We start from the raw sequence: 18,371 nt of genomic DNA, 5'->3' as shown, positions 1-18,371 counted from the left end.
AAATGCCGGCCGAGTTAACGGCCGGCAGCAGCAGTGATTACTCGACGCGCAGGATACGGCTGGTGTTGGTGGTGCCCACGGTTTCCATCACGTCACCCTGGGTGACGATGACCAGATCGCCGGACACCAGGAAGCCTTTATCACGCAGGCGGTTCACTGCGTCATTGGCGGCGATGACGCCGTCGTTATGGCTGTCGAAATACACCGGCGTCACGCCGCGGTACAGTGCTGTCAGATTCAGCGTGTGCTCATGACGTGACATGGCGAAGATCGGCAGGCCGGAACTGATGCGTGACATCATCAGAGCCGTGCGCCCCGATTCGGTCATGGCGATCAGTGCGGTAACACCTTTCAGGTGGTTTGCCGCGTACATTGAAGACATGGCGATAGCCTCTTCAATGTTGTCAAATTGCACGTCCAGGCGGTGTTTGGAGACATTGATGCTTGGGATCTTCTCAGCGCCCAGACAAACACGCGCCATTGCCGCTACGGTTTCTGCCGGATACTGACCGGCTGCGGTTTCAGCCGACAGCATAACGGCGTCGGTACCATCCAGCACGGCGTTCGCCACGTCCATGACTTCGGCGCGAGTTGGCATCGGGTTGGTGATCATCGACTCCATCATCTGGGTTGCGGTAATCACGGCGCGGTTCAGCGTACGGGCACGGCGGATCAGTTTTTTCTGGATGCCGACCAGCTCAGGATCGCCGATTTCGACGCCCAGATCGCCACGTGCCACCATGACCACGTCAGACGCCAGGATGATGTCGTCCATAGCTTCATCGCTGCACACGGCTTCAGCGCGTTCAACTTTGGATACGATCTTGGCATTGCAGCCTGCGTCGCGAGCCAGACGGCGTGCGTAGTTCAGATCTTCGCCGGTACGTGGGAAGGAAACCGCCAGGTAGTCAACGCCGATTTTTGCCGCAGTGACGATATCGGCTTTGTCTTTTTCAGTCAGGGCTTCTGCGGACAGACCGCCACCGAGTTTGTTGATACCCTTGTTGTTGGACAGTGGGCCGCCAACGGTGACTTCGGTAAAGACTTTCATGCCCTGAACTTCGAGCACTTTCAATTGTACGCGGCCGTCATCCAGCAGCAGCACATCGCCCGGCACAACATCGGCAGGCAGGCCTTTATAGTCGATACCGACTTTTTCTTTATCGCCTTCGCCCTTGGACATGTTGGCATCGAGCAGGAATTTATCACCGATGTTAAGGAAAATTTTGCCTTCCTTAAAGGTGGAAACACGAATCTTCGGCCCTTGCAGGTCACCCAGAATAGCGACGTGACGTCCCAACTTGGCAGCAATTTCGCGCACTTTGTCCGCGCGAGCTTGGTGATCTTCAGCACTGCCGTGGGAAAAGTTTAGCCGAACTACGTTAGCGCCAGCGGCAATGATCTTTTCCAGATTATTGTCGCGGTCAGTAGCCGGACCCAGGGTGGTAACAATTTTGGTTCTTCTGAGCCGTCTGGACATGTATTACTCCGTTGACTGGTGAAGCAAATTATTGGTGTTGCGATAACGTCGGATAACGAAACCAGGAGTGAAATGTAATTTTACTACACTGATGTTTCACTCGGGTTACCCGCATGAGCGTTTTAACAGGGTACTGCCTCTAATGCTGCCGTTCAGGTTATCCTGACCGACAGTTTTTTTCACATCGGTTACGAGTCGAAATTGTTGGGGATAACGACACCCTTATCAAAGCGCGATTCTTTCAACGCTTCCTTGACCCGCTTCAAGTTATCTCTGAATTTGGCCCCTCTACGCAAGGTAAATCCGGTGGCGAGAACGTCGATGAGCGTTAATTGTGCAATTCGAGACACCATGGGCATATAAACGTCGGTGTCTTCGGGGACATCGAGCAGCAAGGCTAACGTTGCTTCGTGTGCCAAAGGGGTGTCGCGTGAGGTAATGGCGATCACCGTGGCGTCGTTTTCTCGCGCCAGCTGCGCCATTTCCACCAGATTTTTGGTGCGACCGGTGTGGGAGATTAATACCACCACATCACCTTCGCTGGAGTTCATGCACCCCATACGTTGCATGACGATGTCATCGAAGTAGACTACCGGAATATTGAAGCGGAAAAACTTGTTCATGGCGTCATGGGCGACGGCTGCCGAGGCACCTAAACCAAAGAAAGAGATCTTTTTTGCCTGGGTAAGCAGATCAACAGCACGATTGATTGCTGCAATATCTAAATTTGCCTTTACTGTATCCAGACTCGCCATGACGGATTCGAAAATTTTACCGGTATAGGACGCGACGCTGTCATCTTCCTCCACGTTACGGTTTACGTAAGGTGTGCCATTGGCCAGACTTTGTGCCAGATGCAGTTTAAAATCAGGGAAGCCTTTGGTATCAAGACGGCGGCAAAAACGGTTGACGGTAGGCTCGCTGACGTCCGCCATCCTGGCCAGCGTCGCAATGCTGGAGTGAATGGCGGTCTGTGGAGAGGCGAGGATCACCTCTGCGACTTTCCGTTCAGATTTGCTCAGTAGCTCCAGATGGCTCTGGATTTTTTCCAGCGTATTCATATAACGAGAGTCACTCATAGGGTATGTCGATTTCAATCAAAGGAGAAATCAATGCCGGTTTAGTGAAAATATACTACGTGCTGGAGACCGTTGGCAGTGTAGACAGAGGGTATGCAGTCTTTTTTCATCAGAACATGACCTGTGTCTAACTTTCATAATGGTAAAAGAGTGTCAAAAAAGACAGAAAATTACAGTTTTTCGTTTGGTCAGCGGCATTTATGCCCGATAACGCTTAACACTGCAATTTCTAGGGCTTTTTTTCTACTTTTGATCCGGGTTTACTGGCCGTAGTTAAAGAGAGTACATTAGTAATGTAAGAAAATTACAAATATCCTGCAACGAGGAGATGAACATGGCGGTAACCTCTACAGCCCAGGCGTGTGACCTGGTTATTTTCGGCGCGAAAGGCGATTTGGCGCGTCGTAAGCTGTTGCCTTCCCTGTACCAGTTAGAGAAAGCCGGCCATATCCACCCGGATACCCGTATTATTGGCGTCGGCCGTGCCGAGTGGGATAAAGAAGCCTATATCAAGGTGGTCAAGGAAGCGCTTGGCACCTTTATGAAAGAAAAATTGGATGACGAACTCTGGGCCACGCTGAGCGCGCGCCTGGACTTCTGCAACCTGGATGTGAACGACAGCAAGAATTTTGCCACATTGGGTAAAATGCTGGATCAGAAACATCGTACTACCATCAACTACTTTGCAATGCCGCCAAGCACCTTCGGCGCGATCTGCAAAGGCTTGGGCGAAGCCAAGCTGAACCACGAGCCGGCCCGCGTTGTAATGGAAAAGCCGCTTGGCACCGATCTTGCGTCGTCACGCGTGATCAACGATCAGGTTGCGGAATACTTTAACGAATCCCAGGTTTACCGTATTGACCACTATCTCGGTAAAGAGACCGTGCTTAACCTGTTGGCATTGCGTTTTGCTAACTCGCTGTTCGCGTCCAACTGGGACAACCGTACTATCGACTCCGTGCAGATCACCGTGGCGGAAGAAGTGGGGATTGAAGGGCGCTGGGGCTATTTTGACCAGGCTGGCCAAATGCGTGACATGATCCAGAACCACCTGTTGCAAATTCTGACCATGATTGCCATGTCACCCCCTGCGGATCTGACCACCGACCGTATTCGTGACGAGAAGGTGAAAGTGCTGCGTTCATTGCGTCGTATCGATCAGACCAATGTTCGTGAAACCACGGTGCGTGGCCAGTACACTGCCGGTTTCGTGCAGGGTAAAAAAGTGCCAGGTTATCTGGAAGAGGAAGGGGCGAACAAAAGCAGCAATACCGAAACCTTCGTCTCCATTCGTGTGGATATTGATAACTGGCAATGGGCGGGTGTGCCGTTCTACCTGCGTACAGGTAAACGTCTGCCGACCAAATGTTCCGAAGTGGTGGTTTACTTCAAAAACCCGCCATTGAATCTGTTCAGCGATTCTTACCAGCAACTGCCGCAGAACAAACTGACCATTCGTTTGCAGCCGGATGAGGGTATCGAGATTCAGGTGTTGAATAAGGTGCCTGGTCTGGATCACAAGCATCGTCTGCAAACCACCAAGCTGGATCTGAGCTTCTCCGAAACCTTCAACCAGGAGCACGTCGCGGATGCTTACGAGCGCCTGTTGCTGGAAACCATGCGCGGCATTCAAGCGTTGTTTGTGCGTCGCGACGAGGTGGAAGAGGCATGGAAGTGGGTTGACTCCATCATGGATGCGTGGAAAGCCGATAACGAAGCGCCGAAACCGTATCAATCCGGCACCTGGGGGCCGGTAGCCTCAGTCGCGATGATTACTCGCGATGGCCGTTCCTGGAACGAGTTCGAGTAATGACTCTGCCGGCAGTTTATCTGCCGGCATTTTTTTGCCCGCAATACCGGGGCGCAACATCACTTGGGGTACGGCCGGACGCCTGCGTGAATTCGCGGAGCCCTGTGGCAGGGGCGTGCCATTGATAACCCGTAAGTCATGGAGAAGTAACAATGAAAAACTGGAAAACCAGCGCAGAACAAATTCTGACCGCAGGCCCGGTCGTTCCTGTGATTGTGATCAATAAGCTGGAACATGCGGTGCCGTTGGCCAGGGCGTTGGTAGCCGGTGGCGTGCGCGTACTGGAGGTTACATTGCGGACCGCCTGCGCCATGGAGGCGATTCGTGCTATCGCGTCGGAGGTGCCGGAAGCGATTATTGGTGCCGGTACGGTGATTAACCCACAGCAATTACAGGCTGTGACCGATGCGGGGGCGCAATTCGCCATTAGCCCGGGCCTGACAGAGGCGCTGCTGAAGGCGGCAACGTCAGGTCCCATTCCGTTAATTCCTGGCATTAGCACTGTTTCAGAGCTGATGCTGGGGATGGATCATGGCCTGAGCGAGTTCAAATTCTTCCCGGCGGAAGCCAATGGGGGGGTGAAAGCGTTACAGGCAATCGGTGGGCCATTCCCACAGGTGCGCTTCTGTCCGACGGGCGGCATAACGCCGAATAACTACCGTGATTATCTGGCGCTGAATAGTGTGCTGTGTATTGGCGGCTCTTGGTTAGTACCAGCCGATGCGTTGGAAAAGGGCGACTACGCACGCATCACTGAACTGGCGCGTACCGCCGTCAGTGGTGCCACGGCGTAACCCGCGCCGAGCCTGGGTTTGTCGATTTATTGGCCGACCCGTTCCAAGTGAAGGTTCAACACAATGTTGAGCCTTTTTTTATTTTTAAATTACTTAACTTTATTATTTTTAAACTTTTTTTATATGGTTTTTGCGAAAACGGGGGTTTGCTTTATAATTTTTGCTGTGGTACAACTATCACAGTTGAAAATTTTACTTGATGAGGATATTGGGCAAATCGCACTCCGTGTAACAAGATAATGTGCGGCTGAGAATAGAGAATACTTATGATGACAACTAATGGAATTACCCTCAGAACCTCTACTTGCCAGCTTTTCCTATCTGCCATCCTTGCCAGTGAGCATCACTGGTGCAGCGAGCTATAGCGTCTTTCTCCCTTAACCGGTGCTGGTGACAGGCTCAGTCCTTCGTCATTCCGCGTAGCCGGGCAAACTTCTTTATTACGTTTGGGTCAGTTTATCCCCAGGGATCTCTGCGTCGTCAGCGCCTTGTTGCGCCTGTCTGACGAGATAAATCGGGATAAATATGCCTTAGCGTGCGTTATTCGCCGTTTGGGAGAGAAATTATGATTTATTGGATCTTTTTAGGTTTGGCCATCGTGGCCGAAATTATCGGTACCTTGTCAATGAAATACGCCAGCATCAGCGGTGGCATGACGGGGCATATCGTGATGTATATCATGATCACAGCGTCGTACGTGATGCTGTCATTAGCGATAAAGCGTGTTGCCTTAGGTGTTGCTTATGCATTGTGGGAAGGTATCGGTATCCTGTTCATTACCTTGTTCAGCGTGCTGTGGTTTGATGAACCTATCTCGGTACTGAAAGTCCTGGGTCTGGTGACATTGATTGCCGGCATCCTGTTGGTGAAGTCGGGTACCCGCAAATCACGAAAACAGGCCAGCCCGCGAGGTGACAACCATGCAACAGCTTGAGTTGTACCACATTGGGTTTTTGGGACTGGCGATTGTGCTGGAAATTGTCGCCAACATCTTCCTGAAGATGTCAGACGGTTTCCGTAAAATTTGGTTAGGTCTGTTGTCTTTGCTGTCGGTACTGGGGGCATTCAGTGCCCTGGCACAGGCGGTGAAGGGGATTGATCTGTCGGTGGCTTATGCACTGTGGGGCGGATTTGGTATTGCCGCGACTATCGCAGCCGGTTGGATCTTGTTCGGTCAGCGATTGAATGCCAAAGGTTGGATCGGCCTGGCCTTGTTGCTGGCGGGGATGGTCATTATCAAACTGGCTTAATCGGCAGACAACAAGTAAAAACCGCAGGCGTTACCGTCTGCGGTTTTTTTTTACAGTGCGGCAATGATTTTGATTTCAACCTTGTACTTCGGGTTCATCAATTTAGCCTCAACCGTGCAGCGCACAGGGGCGCTACCAGCAACGACCCAGGCATCCCAGGCGGCGTTCATGGCAGCAAAGTCTGCGCCGTCAGCCAGAAAAATGGTGGCATCCAGCACCCGGCTCTTATCTGAGCCAACACGGGCCAGAATCACATCGATCGCCGCCAGGGCGTTGGCGGTCTGCGCGGTGGCGTCGTCATCCAGATTTTCCGGCACGCTGGTGTAATAGATTGTGTCGTTATGAACAACTGCTTCTGACCAGCGCTTGTCCGGATCAATTCGTTCGATATTCATTCATTTATCTCCATATCATCATCGCCTTAAGGGTATCACAGCCATCGACATAAATGCTTGATGAGAAAGTCGGTGGTAGCCGTGCAGCAGGATTGGCATAATCAACGCTGAATTACATCGGCAGAGAGATAGCGTGACAGACGATTTCGCAACAGACGGCGCCCTGGCGCAGGCAATCAAGGGTTTCAAACCGCGTGAAGCACAGCGGCAGATGGCGGAAGCAGTCACAGAGGCCATTAACTTCAAGCAGGAGCTGGTGGTCGAAGCGGGCACCGGCACCGGTAAAACCTACGCCTACCTGGTACCGGCACTGCGGGCCGATCGTAAAGTGATCATCTCTACCGGTTCGAAAGCGCTGCAGGACCAGCTTTACGCGCGCGATTTGCCTACTGTCGCCAAGGCGCTGAAGTACAAGGGGAAGATGGCGTTACTGAAAGGACGGTCAAACTACCTGTGCCTGGAGCGTCTGGAGCAGCAGTCGATGGCGGGCGGGGAGCTGGCTGGGCAGGCGTTGATCGATCTGGTTCATCTGCGCAAATGGTCGTCAATGACCAAAGAAGGCGATATCAGTAGCTGCAGTGACGTCGCGGAAGACAGCTTCGTCTGGCCGTTAGTGACCAGCACTAACGATAACTGTCTGGGCAGTGACTGCCCACTGTATAAAGATTGCTTTGTGGTTAAGGCGCGTCGCCGTGCGATGGATGCAGATGTGGTGGTTGTGAATCATCATTTATTCCTGGCAGATATGGTAGTGAAAGAAGGCGGCTTTGCTGAATTGATCCCGGAAGCAGACGTGATGATCTTCGATGAGGCGCATCAGATCCCGGATATCGCCAGTCAGTACTTCGGTAAACAGTTGACCAGCCGCCAATTGCTGGATCTGGCCAAAGACATTTCCATTGCCTACCGAACCGAAGTTCGCGACGCTGCTCAGCTCCAAAAAAGTGCAGACCGGCTCAGCCAAAGTACCCAGGACTTCCGTTTGATGCTGGGTGAACCGGGGTTTCGAGGGAACCTGCGTGAGGTACTGAGTCAGCCAAACGTACAGCGCGCTTTGCTGCTGCTCGATGACGCTCTGGAGTTGTGTTACGACGTCGTCAAACTGTCTCTGGGGCGCTCGGCTCTGCTGGATGCTGCTTTCGAACGGGCCACACTGTACCGTGCACGTCTCAAACGCTTGAAAGAGGTCAACGAACCGGGGTTCAGCTACTGGTATGAGTGCAACTCACGCCATTTCGTGCTGGCGTTAACGCCGCTGACGGTGGCTGACCGCTTCCGTGAATTGTTGGATGAAAAACCAGGCAGTTGGATTTTCACCTCGGCAACGTTGTCGGTGAATGAGCAAATGGGGCATTTCACCGATCGTTTGGGTCTGAACAAAGCCAAAACGTTGTTGCTGGCCAGCCCATTCGACTATGCAAAACAAGCCTTATTGTGTGTGCCGCGCTTTCTTCCATCTCCCAATCAGCCCGGAGGTGCTCGGCAACTGGCGCGCATGCTACGCCCGTTGATTGAGGCCAATAATGGTCGCTGTTTCTTCCTTTGTACTTCCCACCAGATGATGCGTGAACTGGCGGAAGAGTTCCGTGCGACCATGACGTTGCCGGTACTGCTTCAGGGGGAAACCAGTAAAGGGCAATTGCTGGCGCAGTTTGTCGAGGCTGGCAACGCGTTGTTGGTGGCGACCAGCAGCTTCTGGGAAGGGGTGGACGTGCGTGGCGATGCCTTGTCATGCGTGATCATCGACAAGCTGCCGTTTACCTCGCCCGACGATCCCTTGTTGAAAGCGCGCATTGAAGACTGCCGGCTACGTGGTGGCGATCCGTTTAACGACGTGCAGCTGCCGGATGCGGTCATTACCCTGAAACAGGGCGTTGGGCGCCTGATTCGCGATACTGACGATCGCGGCGTGCTGGTGATCTGTGATAACCGCTTGGTAATGCGACCCTATGGCGAAGTGTTCCTTAACAGTTTACCGCCGACGCCACGCACCCGCGATATCGCTCAAGCGATCGCCTTCTTGCAGGCAGAGCGCTAGCGGATAGGCGTGACAGCAGGGCTGTGCTACAATGCGCGCCCTGTATGAAAAACCCTGTTTTATTCCCGCCTGAGGTTGGCATGTCCACGCGAATTTTAGCGATCGATACAGCGACGGAAGCCTGTTCCGTTGCGCTCTGGAATCAAGGCGAGATCCACGCCCTGTTTGAGCTGTGCCCACGTGAGCATACGCAACGCATTTTACCGATGGTGCAGCACGTGCTGGCGGAATCCGGTGTAACCCTTAATCAGCTCGATGCTCTGGCCTTTGGCCGTGGACCTGGCAGCTTTACCGGCGTGCGTATTGGCATTGGTATTGCGCAGGGGTTGGCTTTGGGTGCCGGGTTGCCATTACTGGGCATTTCTACGTTGCAAACTATGGCGCAAGGGGCTTGGCGAGTGACTGGTGCAAATCGCGTTCTTGCTGCGATAGATGCACGCATGGGTGAGGTTTACTGGGGCCAGTTTGAGCGTCAGCAAGACGGTAACTGGCTGGAGAGCGAAGGTGAGGCGGTGCTTTCTCCGCCGCAGGCGTTGGCGCGAGCGCAAGCTCTGCAAGGCGATTGGGCACATGTTGGCACCGGCTGGCAAACCTACCCAGACCTGGTCGCTGGCACGGCATTAAGTCTGCGCGATGGCCAAATATTGCTGCCGCATGCGGAAGATATGCTGCCATTAGCGGTGCAAGCCTGGCAAAACGGGCTGGCGGTACAGGTAGAAAATGCCGAGCCAACTTATTTGCGCAATGAAGTTACCTGGAAAAAACTGCCCGGTCGCGAATAGCCGTAGCCTATTGTGCTTTGGTTGATGCCAGGAAATGAATGGTCTGCAACTTGCTTTGTGTATTGATGTCAAAGTTACAGCTATTTCAGGAGATTGCGACGATGTTAACTCACACTGTAAGTAAAAAAATGTCGCTGCTGGCTATTGCCTGCGGTGCGCTCGCTTTGTCGGGGTGTGTCTCTGTACCTGATGCGATCAAAGGCAGTACGGCAACGCCGGTCCAGCAGCTCACTTCGGTTCAGAATGCGCCGAACCTGTTTGTGGGGGCTGAAGCCCGTTTTGGCGGAACCGTGGTGAATGTTGCGAACGAGCAGGGAAAGACCGTATTGGAAATCGCTACGGTTCCGCTCGATTCAGGCGCACGGCCGATCCTGGGCGAACCGTCGCAGGGGAGGCTGCTGGCGTCGGTGAACGGTTTCCTGGAGCCAGTTGATTTCAAAGGCCAGTTGGTTACCGTTGTTGGCCCGATCACGGGTGTAAGAGACGGCAAGATTGGAATGACACCCTACAAGTTTGTCACCATGAACGCCACTGGCTACAAACGTTGGCACCTGTCTCAACAGGTGATGATGCCACCTGCGCCGATGGGGCCGTGGGGCTGGCGTGGCGGTACTTGGGGCCCAGGTTGGGGCGTCGGCTACGGCTGGTATAATCCTGGCCCGGTGCAGGTGCAAACCATCGTCACCGAGTAATGCTCGCTTGTTGTTAACGATTTTATTAGGGCGGCTCCGGCCGCCTTTTTCTTTTGGCGCAGGGAATTAGCGCCAATTAGTGACGTACATCGCAACCTGAATAATGTTTAAAACCCAAACTGGTCCGCTGAGTTAAAATATTGTTATGGTTTGGCTGCGGGTTAGGGGCTGCGATGATAATGAGTAATGATTTCAGGAGTAATACCTTGGATAAGGTTTGGTTAAAACGTTACCCGGCAGATGTTCCAGCAGAGATCGATGCCGATCGTTATTCATCTTTGGTCGAAATGTTTGAGAATGCGGTTAAGCGTTATGCGGATCAACCGGCTTTCATTAACATGGGCGAAGTGATGACCTATCGTAAGCTGGAAGAGCGCAGTCGCGCCTTCGCAGCGTACTTGCAAAACGAGCTTGGATTGCAGAAAGGCGATCGTGTCGCTTTGATGATGCCGAATCTTTTGCAGTATCCGATCGCGCTGTTTGGTATTTTGCGTGCCGGTATGGTGGTGGTAAACGTTAACCCGCTTTATACGCCACGTGAGTTGGAGCACCAACTGAACGACAGTGGCGCCACTGCCATCGTGATTGTCTCCAACTTTGCTCATACGCTGGAAAAAGTGGTGTTCAACACCCAAGTCAAACATGTGATCCTGACACGTATGGGCGATCAGCTTTCTACTGCGAAAGGCACCTTGGTTAACTTCGTGGTGAAATACATCAAACGGCTGGTCCCAAAATATCACCTGCCTGCCGCGATATCTTTCCGCAGCGCACTGCAACGCGGGCGCCGCCAGCAGTATGTTAAACCTGATATCATCAATTCCGACCTGGCGTTCTTGCAATATACCGGTGGGACTACCGGTGTGGCGAAAGGCGCGATGTTGACACACCGTAATATGCAAGCGAACGTAGCGCAGGCCAAAGCCGCCTACGAGCCACTGTTCCGTGACGGTCAGGAGCTGATTGTCACCGCATTACCGCTTTACCACATCTTTGCATTAACGGTGAATTGCCTGTTGTTTATCGAGCTAGGCGGCCGCAACCTCCTGATCACTAACCCGCGTGATATTCCGGGGTTGGTCAAGGAACTGGGCCGTTATCCGTTTACCGCGCTAAGCGGGGTGAATACCTTGTTCAATGCATTGCTGAATAACAGCGATTTCCATCAATTGGATTTCTCGACGCTACGCTTTTCGGTAGGCGGGGGCATGTCGGTGCAGAAAGCGGTGGCGGACAGATGGGAAGAAACGACCGGTAAGCACTTGCTGGAAGGCTATGGTCTGACAGAGTGTGCACCCTTGGTCACCTGCAACCCGCACGATTTGAAGCACTATAGCGGCAGCATCGGTCTGCCAGTATCTTCTACGGATATTCGGTTGGTGGATGATAATGGCAATGATGTTCCTGTCGGTGAGCCGGGTGAACTGTGGGTCAAAGGGCCGCAAGTTATGTTAGGCTACTGGCAACGGCCGGACGCGACGGATGAAGTATTAAAAGATGGCTGGCTCGCGACCGGTGATATCGTTACAGTGGATGACATGGGCTTTGTGCGCGTCGTTGATCGTAAGAAAGACATGATTCTGGTGTCCGGGTTTAACGTCTACCCGAACGAGATCGAAGACGTGGTCAGTCAGCATCCGAAAGTATTGGAATGTGCGGCGATTGGCGTGCCGAACGAGGTTTCCGGTGAAACGGTCAAGATCTGCGTGGTGAAGAAAGACGCCTCTCTGACCAAAGAAGAGCTGTTGACACATTGCCGTCGGCAGCTTACCGGGTATAAAGTGCCTAAAATTGTTGAGTTCCGTGACGAGTTGCCGAAGTCTAACGTCGGTAAAATTTTGCGGCGAGAACTGCGTGATGAGCAGAAAAAACCTGCGGCGGCCAATGCCGCCTAGGTCAGCATCCACGCCTTACAGATCAACAACGCCGGTGAATGCCGGCGTTGTTGTGTTTGAATCATGAAAGCGACCAAGAGAATGATGTTTTGAACTATCAGTTGATCACTACCGATGCCGGATTGCAGCAGGTCTGCGAGCAGGCGAAAAAGCATGCCCAGATTGCGCTGGACACCGAATTTGTCAGAACGCGCACCTACTATCCTCAGTTAGGTCTGATTCAGTTATACGACGGTGAACAACTCTCCCTGATTGATCCTTTGCCAATCAAGCAATGGCAGCCATTTATCGAGTTGCTCAGTGACACCCAGATAGTGAAGTTCCTGCATGCCGGCAGTGAGGATTTGGAAGTGTTCCTCAATGCGTTCAAAACGTTGCCGACGCCGATGGTGGATACCCAGATTCTGGCTGCCTTTACCGGTCGACCATTATCGTGCGGCTTTGCGACGCTAGTGTCGGAATATATGCAGGTGGATCTGGATAAAAGCGAAGCCCGTACCGATTGGCTCGCTCGTCCACTGACAGAAAAACAATGTGTCTACGCCGCTGCGGATGTGTTCTATCTGCTGCCGATGGCCAAACGGCTCGTGCAGGAGACGGAGGAGGCCGGTTGGACGGCAGCAGCAAGCAATGAATGCCTGTTGTTGTGTCAACGCCGTAGCGAGACACTGGCGCCGGAATTGGCCTACCGTGAAATCACCAATGCCTGGCAATTACGTCCGCGTCAGTTGGGGTGTTTACAAAAACTGGCGGAATGGCGTCTGCGCCAGGCGCGTGAACGTGATCTGGCAGTGAATTTCGTGGTGCGCGAAGAGAACCTCTGGCAGGTGGCGCGTCATATGCCGACGTCTTTGGGAGAACTGGACTCACTTGGGCTAAGCGGCCCGGAAATTCGCTATCACGGTAAAACGCTATTGGCCTTGGTTGCAGAAGCCGCCGAGCTGGATGAATCCGTCTTGCCTGAGCCGTTGTCGAACCTGGTCGATCAGCCCGGTTATAAGAAGGTGTTCAAGGAAATCAAAGCGGCGATCGTCATTGTCAGTGAGCAAAGTGGGCTGAGCAGCGAATTGCTGGCATCACGTCGACAGATTAATCAGTTGCTGAATTGGCATTGGAAATTGAAAGGCGGCGACAACTTGCCAGAATTAGTCAGCGGCTGGCGAGGTGATTTATTATCGACGCCGCTTCAGGACATTCTGAAGGATTATTAATCGGATTTTAAAAAGTCAGGGCAGGGTAAGGAAACACTGCTCTGATTATTTATTAGGGATAATAGAAGTACTGACTCTTACTACCAGCATTTACTCTAAACAACAGTGACGCAAGATTAATTGAGATTAATCCCAAAGGGTAAAATGATAATGGGGTCTTTTTTATCTCAATAACTGGTTATGCATACAGTTACCCCCTGCAAGAAAATATACAGGGGGTAATTAATGCGTCACACTCATTTAGTTACTTCTTCCGATTCCGGTAATGTCACGTTGAGTTCAAGTACCGAAATATCATCCCCTTTCTGCTCAAACTGTACGTGCAGCATCTCAGGGTCGATTTGGATGTATTTGCAAATTACCGCCAGAATATCGCGTTTTAAATCAGGCAGATACGGGGGCTCACTGTCCCCGCGTCGGCGCTCTGCGACGATAATCTGCAGCCGTTCCTTGGCTATATTGGCTGTCTGCTTTTTGCGGGACAGAAAGAAGTCTAGTAATGCCATGGTTTATCCCCCAAAAAGGCGTTTCAGGAAACCCTTCTTCTCTTCTTCAATGAAGCGGAAGGGGCGTTCTTCCCCTAACAAGCGGCTAACGGTATCGTCATAGGCTTTACCGGCATCTGACTCAGCATCAAGAATCACCGGCTCACCCTGGTTAGATGCCCGCAGTACGGACTGATCTTCCGGGATAACGCCGACCAGTGGAATACGCAGGATTTCCAGCACGTCTTCCATGCTCAGCATGTCGCCACGGCTAACGCGGCCTGGGTTATAACGGGTCAACAGCAAGTGTTCTTTGATGGCGGACTCGCCACGCTCAGCACGACGGGATTTGGAAGACAAAATGCCCAAGATGCGGTCAGAGTCACGTACCGAGGAGACTTCCGGGTTGGTGGTAATGATGGCTTCGTCAGCGAAGTACAGGGCCATCAGCGCACCCGTTTCGATCCCGGCCGGAGAGTCACAGACTACAAAGTCAAAATCCATCTCGCCCAAATCGTTGAGGATCTTCTCGACGCCATCGCGGGTCAGCGCGTCTTTATCACGTGTTTGCGATGCTGGCAGGATAAAGAGGTTTTCCGTGCGTTTGTCTTTGATTAGCGCTTGATTCAGTGTGGCATCCCCCTGAATCACATTGACGAAATCGTAAACAACCCGGCGTTCACAGCCCATGATCAGGTCAAGATTCCGCAGACCGATATCGAAATCGATGACAACGGTTTTCTTCCCTTTTTGGGCTAAGCCGGTAGCGATGGCCGCGCTTGAAGTGGTCTTGCCAACGCCCCCTTTACCCGATGTAACAACAATAATGCGTGCCATGAAATGGATTCCTTGTCAAAAGGGCTTAATTTAAAGGTTGTATGGTTAAAGCGTTATCCAACAGGCTGAGTCGTACGGCCTGCCCGACATAATCGGACGGGATTTGGTCGCTCAACCAGTACTGCCCTGCGATAGAGACTAGCTCAGCACCCAGGTGCGTGCAAAAAATCTGGCACTGTGTATCACCTGATGCACCGGCCAGCGCACGACCGCGCATCATGCCGTAGACGTGAATGTTGCCATCGGCAATTAATTCGGCGCCGGCGCTGACGCTGCTGGTCACAATCAGATCGCTATTGCGGGCATAAATCTGTTGGCCGGAACGGACAGGAGCACTGATGATGCGCGTCTTGGCGGGGGCGTTGGGATCCACCACGGGGACTGGTGCGGGCACCGGTTCCTGGGCAGCCATCTTTTGGCCTTTGCCTTCGTTCAATAATGGCAGTCCAGCACGGGCTATCGCGCGTTTTTGCCGCTCATCTCTGCAACCGCTGATACCTACAACGCGCAGTCCTGCTGCCGTGACAGCCTGTTGAAGTTCTTTCCAGTTTGCGTCGCCGTTTAGCGTTGCAACGTTGATAACAACAGGGGCATTTTTCAAAAAGGCAGGCGCTTGCTCCACCTTTTCTAGTAATGCCTGACGTATTACCTCGGGTTCCGAATTATACAAATGAACAACCGATAGGGTAAAACTGCTGCCTTTTAGCTCAATTGGCGATTGTGACATCTATCCTGACTCAGTCTCAGCAACTTTAAATCCCCGGAATACCAATCGGGGTGCGATATTCCGAAGTACTATAAGCATGTTATAGTCAGAGTTATATCCAGGCAAGACGCTGCCCCAATTAAATAGAGTTAAAAACATGCTTTGTGTGATCTATAGAAGCTCGAAACGCGATCAAACTTATCTTTATGTCGAAAAAAAAGACGATTTCTCTCGCGTGCCCGAAGATCTGATGAAAAGTTTCGGTACGCCGCAATTGGCCATGACGCTTTCTCTTGAAGGTCGGGAAAAGTTAGCCTCGGCGGATATTGAAAAAGTGAAGGAAGCCCTGAAAGAAGAAGGGTTTTATCTGCAGGTTCCACCGCCGTTGGAAAATTTATTAAACCTGCATTTGTCTAACGATAAAAAATAACCGTCGTTGGTGCACAGGAGCTACGCTGGAGCAGTGACCCTAAACTGACAAAGGAACTGTGTAATGAGATTGTCGGCGATAACGACGGTGTTGACTCTGCTGACGCTGGGATGTGTCGGCCAGCGTGCCGAGGCGCAGGTTGTTACTCCGCCGCAAGCTGCTTTAGCGGGGGCGACCAACCCTCCGGCGCAGAGTACGCTTGCCGAAACCGGCCGTGATCCCGTGCAGTTCCCAGCTTATGTTGAGCAGCTAAAGCGCCAGGCATTGGCGAAGGGTATCAGTCCTGTCGTCGTTGAAAGTGCTTTTGCCAATGTGAATTTTGTTGATCGGGTCATAAAGGCAGACCGCAGTCAGCCAGAAAAGAAAATTACGCTGGATGATTATCTTAAGCGGGTGTTGCCTGCAGCCAAGATTGCGCAAGGGCGAACCTTGTACCGGCAGTATCAGCCGCAACTGTCGCACATCACTGCACGTTATGGTGTTCCGGGACGTTATGTGGTTGCACTGTGGGGGATGGAAAGTGCCTTTGGCAAGATTCAGGGGCGCGAGGATGTGATATCCGCGCTTGCCACCTTGGCATTTGAAGGCCGTCGTGAGGCCTTCTTCAGCCAGCAGTTGATGGCGGCGTTGCAAATCCTTGAACAGGGGCATGTTAGCCGTGAACAGCTGAAAGGCTCCTGGGCTGGTGCGATGGGACAGTGTCAATTTATGCCGACCTCGTTCCTTCACTATGCGGTGGACGGCGATGGGGACGGCCGTATTGATATTTGGAACAACGTTGACGATGTGTTTGCTTCGACGGCTCATTATCTGTCGAGTGAAGGCTGGAAACCCGGTGTTGGTTGGGGCCGAGAGGTGAAACTGCCTGCCGGTTTCAACGCCGATAATGCAGGGTTGAAAGACAGTCAGGCGCACAGCGTGAATGAATGGCAAAAGCGTGGTGTGCGCCGCCCTGACGGTTCAGCTTTGCCGCATTCTACCTTACGTGGTTGGGTGATCACGCCCGATGACATGCAAGGCCGTGCATTCCTGGTTTATGATAACTTCCGCACAATTATGCACTGGAATCGCTCTTACTATTTTGCGATCGGTGTGGGTATGATGGCTGACGGCATCGGGCAATAGATAAAGACCACGGTGCCACCACCAGAGCGTGGAATAACGGGCTTAGCATGCTAAGCCCCTACATGATTGTAGGGAGAGGTAGTATGTATCAACATAGAGACTGGCAGGGTTCATTACTTGATTTCCCGGTGAATAAAGTGGTCTGTGTCGGCAGTAATTATGCTGACCACATCAAGGAAATGGGCAGTGCAACCTCTGCAGAACCGGTAGTGTTTATTAAGCCTGAAACGGCGCTCTGTGATATCCGTCAGCCGGTGGCGATCCCCAAAGAGTTCGGTTCGGTGCATCATGAAGTGGAGCTTGCGGTGCTGATCGGCACGCCGTTAAAGCAAGCGAATGAAGATCGTGTGGCCCGCGCAATTGCCGGTTACGGCGTGGCGCTTGATCTGACGCTGCGTGAACTGCAAGCCGGCTTTAAGAAAGCGGGGCAACCGTGGGAAAAGGCCAAGGGATTCGACGGTTCCTGTCCGATCTCCGGCTTCATTCCCGTTGCAGAGTTTGGTGATCCGCAAAACGCAGAATTGTCTCTGACAGTGAATGACCAAGTGCGTCAGCAGGGCAATACCCGTGACATGATCACGCCGATCCTGCCGCTGATCAGTTACATGAGCCGTTTCTTCACTCTGCGTGCTGGCGACATTATTCTTACCGGTACACCGCAAGGTGTTGGCCCAATGAGCTCGGGCGACATGTTGAAAATCACTCTCAACGGTAAATCGTTAACGACGCGTGTGATTTGAAACCACACTGGAACAACGTAAAAAGGCCCCGCAGGGCCTTTTTTTCGGTCAGAGCTGAGTGAAGGGTTACTTACGGCCCAACAAGAAACCGAAAACAATGCCAACAGCCGCGGCGATAGCCACACCTGCCAGTGGGTTGGATTCTACTTGGGTCCGCACCGTATCGGCCGCATCACGTGCTGCGTAGCTAGCCTGAGAGGCGTATTTACGGGCCGCGCCTTTAACCTGATGTTCCGGCGAATCTGTTGCTTTACCAAAGGCTTCCTGCACGGCACCGGCAGCTTCATTCACTTTATCTTCTGCTTTCCCAAACATACTTGGCTCCCTATCTTCGTATAAAGGCGAACATTAACCATAGCAGGATTATGCTGATTGGGGCGGCGTAACGTGCTTTATGAGAGGAATCTTATCCTGTGGGTTGTTAAGCGTCTGAGGAAAACGAAAGGGTGATGGACCTGCGATTTGTACGTATAATTGAACGATAGGCACGTTGTGTTCACCCACCGAAGACATGGCGTAATCGTCTGGCAGTGATGCCGTTTAATATTAAATACCGTTGTTTTAAATAGCGTTTTTTTTAAGCGATGTTTTTTTATCGCTATGATTATATTGTGTTTTCAGC

General features: G+C 52.3%; 19 protein-coding genes. 12 read left to right on the top strand and 7 right to left on the bottom strand.

Annotated features, from left to right (window positions below; all coding sequences use genetic code 11):
* Positions 1-37: 37 nt before the first annotated feature.
* Positions 38-1,480: a pyruvate kinase gene (gene pyk, locus JOE25_RS08205; protein WP_209633975.1), complete on the bottom strand. Its 1,443-nt coding sequence runs from the start codon at positions 1,478-1,480 to the stop codon at positions 38-40.
* Positions 1,481-1,668: 188 nt separating this feature from the next.
* Positions 1,669-2,541: a MurR/RpiR family transcriptional regulator gene (locus tag JOE25_RS08200; protein WP_037419984.1), complete on the bottom strand. Its 873-nt coding sequence runs from the start codon at positions 2,539-2,541 to the stop codon at positions 1,669-1,671.
* Positions 2,542-2,893: 352 nt separating this feature from the next.
* On the opposite strand from JOE25_RS08200, the gene zwf reads away from it, so the two are divergent.
* The 4 genes from zwf to mdtI all read left to right on the top strand — a co-directional run bounded on the left by zwf (position 2,894) and on the right by mdtI (position 6,413).
* The gene (gene zwf, locus JOE25_RS08195; protein ID WP_209633973.1) at positions 2,894-4,369 is read left to right on the top strand and encodes a glucose-6-phosphate dehydrogenase; all 1,476 of its coding nucleotides are present in this window, start codon (positions 2,894-2,896) and stop codon (positions 4,367-4,369) included.
* A 152-nt stretch (positions 4,370-4,521) separates the two neighbouring features.
* Positions 4,522-5,163, top strand: a complete 642-nt coding sequence (locus JOE25_RS08190; RefSeq protein WP_209633971.1) for a bifunctional 4-hydroxy-2-oxoglutarate aldolase/2-dehydro-3-deoxy-phosphogluconate aldolase — start codon at positions 4,522-4,524, stop codon at positions 5,161-5,163.
* A 565-nt stretch (positions 5,164-5,728) separates the two neighbouring features.
* The gene (gene mdtJ / locus JOE25_RS08185; RefSeq protein WP_209633969.1) at positions 5,729-6,097 is read left to right on the top strand and encodes a multidrug/spermidine efflux SMR transporter subunit MdtJ; all 369 of its coding nucleotides are present in this window, start codon (positions 5,729-5,731) and stop codon (positions 6,095-6,097) included.
* Positions 6,084-6,413, top strand: coding sequence for a multidrug/spermidine efflux SMR transporter subunit MdtI (gene mdtI / locus JOE25_RS08180; RefSeq protein ID WP_209633968.1), 330 nt, complete (start codon positions 6,084-6,086; stop codon positions 6,411-6,413). The genes mdtJ and mdtI overlap by 14 nt, the downstream gene beginning before the upstream one ends.
* Positions 6,414-6,463: 50 nt before the next feature.
* On the opposite strand, the gene JOE25_RS08175 is transcribed toward mdtI, so the two are convergent.
* Complete coding sequence (locus JOE25_RS08175; protein ID WP_209633966.1) at positions 6,464-6,808, bottom strand: RidA family protein; 345 nt, start codon at positions 6,806-6,808, stop codon at positions 6,464-6,466.
* A 133-nt stretch (positions 6,809-6,941) separates the two neighbouring features.
* Between JOE25_RS08175 and JOE25_RS08170 the strand changes: the two genes are divergently transcribed.
* The 5 genes from JOE25_RS08170 to rnd all read left to right on the top strand — a co-directional run bounded on the left by JOE25_RS08170 (position 6,942) and on the right by rnd (position 13,426).
* Positions 6,942-8,846, top strand: a complete 1,905-nt coding sequence (locus JOE25_RS08170; RefSeq protein WP_037419770.1) for an ATP-dependent DNA helicase — start codon at positions 6,942-6,944, stop codon at positions 8,844-8,846.
* 80 nt (positions 8,847-8,926) lie between these two features.
* Positions 8,927-9,628 carry a tRNA (adenosine(37)-N6)-threonylcarbamoyltransferase complex dimerization subunit type 1 TsaB gene (tsaB, locus tag JOE25_RS08165; protein WP_209633964.1) on the top strand — a complete coding sequence of 234 codons (702 nt, stop codon included), beginning with the start codon at positions 8,927-8,929 and terminating at the stop codon, positions 9,626-9,628.
* Positions 9,629-9,729: 101 nt separating this feature from the next.
* The gene (locus JOE25_RS08160) at positions 9,730-10,320 is read left to right on the top strand and encodes a Slp family lipoprotein (RefSeq protein ID WP_209633963.1); all 591 of its coding nucleotides are present in this window, start codon (positions 9,730-9,732) and stop codon (positions 10,318-10,320) included.
* A gap of 206 nt (positions 10,321-10,526) precedes the next feature.
* Positions 10,527-12,215 (top strand): long-chain-fatty-acid--CoA ligase FadD, encoded by a 1,689-nt coding sequence (gene fadD / locus JOE25_RS08155; protein WP_209633961.1) that lies wholly within the window; start codon positions 10,527-10,529, stop codon positions 12,213-12,215.
* Between the two features lie 89 nt (positions 12,216-12,304).
* Positions 12,305-13,426 carry a ribonuclease D gene (gene rnd, locus JOE25_RS08150; protein WP_130381011.1) on the top strand — a complete coding sequence of 374 codons (1,122 nt, stop codon included), beginning with the start codon at positions 12,305-12,307 and terminating at the stop codon, positions 13,424-13,426.
* Between the two features lie 236 nt (positions 13,427-13,662).
* Here the strand turns inward: rnd and minE are convergent, their stop codons facing one another.
* Genes minE through minC form a run of 3 tightly spaced genes read right to left on the bottom strand, consistent with a single transcriptional unit; the run spans position 13,663 to position 15,475 of the window.
* Positions 13,663-13,932 (bottom strand): cell division topological specificity factor MinE, encoded by a 270-nt coding sequence (gene minE, locus JOE25_RS08145; RefSeq protein WP_012145482.1) that lies wholly within the window; start codon positions 13,930-13,932, stop codon positions 13,663-13,665.
* A 3-nt stretch (positions 13,933-13,935) separates the two neighbouring features.
* Entirely contained in the window at positions 13,936-14,748 is an 813-nt protein-coding gene (gene minD, locus JOE25_RS08140) for a septum site-determining protein MinD (protein ID WP_037419763.1), read from the bottom strand.
* Positions 14,749-14,773: 25 nt separating this feature from the next.
* Positions 14,774-15,475: a septum site-determining protein MinC gene (minC, locus tag JOE25_RS08135; RefSeq protein ID WP_209633959.1), complete on the bottom strand. Its 702-nt coding sequence runs from the start codon at positions 15,473-15,475 to the stop codon at positions 14,774-14,776.
* A 136-nt stretch (positions 15,476-15,611) separates the two neighbouring features.
* Between minC and JOE25_RS08130 the strand changes: the two genes are divergently transcribed.
* The 3 genes from JOE25_RS08130 (at position 15,612) to JOE25_RS08120 (ending at position 17,749) form a co-directional block, all read left to right on the top strand.
* A complete protein-coding gene (locus tag JOE25_RS08130; RefSeq protein ID WP_209633957.1) occupies positions 15,612-15,884 on the top strand; it encodes a YcgL domain-containing protein in 273 nt (90 codons plus the stop codon).
* A 63-nt stretch (positions 15,885-15,947) separates the two neighbouring features.
* The gene (locus tag JOE25_RS08125; protein ID WP_209633955.1) at positions 15,948-17,009 is read left to right on the top strand and encodes a lytic murein transglycosylase; all 1,062 of its coding nucleotides are present in this window, start codon (positions 15,948-15,950) and stop codon (positions 17,007-17,009) included.
* Positions 17,010-17,092: 83 nt separating this feature from the next.
* The gene (locus tag JOE25_RS08120) at positions 17,093-17,749 is read left to right on the top strand and encodes a fumarylacetoacetate hydrolase family protein (RefSeq protein WP_012145477.1); all 657 of its coding nucleotides are present in this window, start codon (positions 17,093-17,095) and stop codon (positions 17,747-17,749) included.
* A 66-nt stretch (positions 17,750-17,815) separates the two neighbouring features.
* On the opposite strand, the gene JOE25_RS08115 is transcribed toward JOE25_RS08120, so the two are convergent.
* Positions 17,816-18,064, bottom strand: coding sequence for a CsbD family protein (locus JOE25_RS08115; RefSeq protein ID WP_037419760.1), 249 nt, complete (start codon positions 18,062-18,064; stop codon positions 17,816-17,818).
* Between the last annotated feature and the right edge of the window lie 307 nt (positions 18,065-18,371).

This window comes from Serratia sp. PL17 (genome assembly GCF_017832355.1).
Classification (GTDB): Bacteria; Pseudomonadota; Gammaproteobacteria; order Enterobacterales; family Enterobacteriaceae; genus Serratia.
This window is presented reverse-complemented; position numbering and strand designations above follow the sequence as displayed.

Excerpts from the sequence above, each read along its gene's own strand:
- minD (WP_037419763.1), bottom strand. The coding sequence starts at position 14,748 with ATGGCACGCATTATTGTTGTTACATCGGGTAAAGGGGGCGTTGGCAAG.
- JOE25_RS08115 (WP_037419760.1), bottom strand. The coding sequence starts at position 18,064 with ATGTTTGGGAAAGCAGAAGATAAAGTGAATGAAGCTGCCGGTGCCGTG.
- tsaB (WP_209633964.1), top strand. The coding sequence starts at position 8,927 with ATGTCCACGCGAATTTTAGCGATCGATACAGCGACGGAAGCCTGTTCC.
- pyk (WP_209633975.1), bottom strand. The coding sequence starts at position 1,480 with ATGTCCAGACGGCTCAGAAGAACCAAAATTGTTACCACCCTGGGTCCG.
- JOE25_RS08130 (WP_209633957.1), top strand. The coding sequence starts at position 15,612 with ATGCTTTGTGTGATCTATAGAAGCTCGAAACGCGATCAAACTTATCTT.
- minC (WP_209633959.1), bottom strand. The coding sequence starts at position 15,475 with ATGTCACAATCGCCAATTGAGCTAAAAGGCAGCAGTTTTACCCTATCG.
- JOE25_RS08120 (WP_012145477.1), top strand. The coding sequence starts at position 17,093 with ATGTATCAACATAGAGACTGGCAGGGTTCATTACTTGATTTCCCGGTG.
- mdtJ (WP_209633969.1), top strand. The coding sequence starts at position 5,729 with ATGATTTATTGGATCTTTTTAGGTTTGGCCATCGTGGCCGAAATTATC.
- JOE25_RS08125 (WP_209633955.1), top strand. The coding sequence starts at position 15,948 with ATGAGATTGTCGGCGATAACGACGGTGTTGACTCTGCTGACGCTGGGA.
- JOE25_RS08160 (WP_209633963.1), top strand. The coding sequence starts at position 9,730 with ATGTTAACTCACACTGTAAGTAAAAAAATGTCGCTGCTGGCTATTGCC.
- minE (WP_012145482.1), bottom strand. The coding sequence starts at position 13,932 with ATGGCATTACTAGACTTCTTTCTGTCCCGCAAAAAGCAGACAGCCAAT.
- zwf (WP_209633973.1), top strand. The coding sequence starts at position 2,894 with ATGGCGGTAACCTCTACAGCCCAGGCGTGTGACCTGGTTATTTTCGGC.
- JOE25_RS08175 (WP_209633966.1), bottom strand. The coding sequence starts at position 6,808 with ATGAATATCGAACGAATTGATCCGGACAAGCGCTGGTCAGAAGCAGTT.
- mdtI (WP_209633968.1), top strand. The coding sequence starts at position 6,084 with ATGCAACAGCTTGAGTTGTACCACATTGGGTTTTTGGGACTGGCGATT.
- JOE25_RS08200 (WP_037419984.1), bottom strand. The coding sequence starts at position 2,541 with ATGAATACGCTGGAAAAAATCCAGAGCCATCTGGAGCTACTGAGCAAA.
- JOE25_RS08190 (WP_209633971.1), top strand. The coding sequence starts at position 4,522 with ATGAAAAACTGGAAAACCAGCGCAGAACAAATTCTGACCGCAGGCCCG.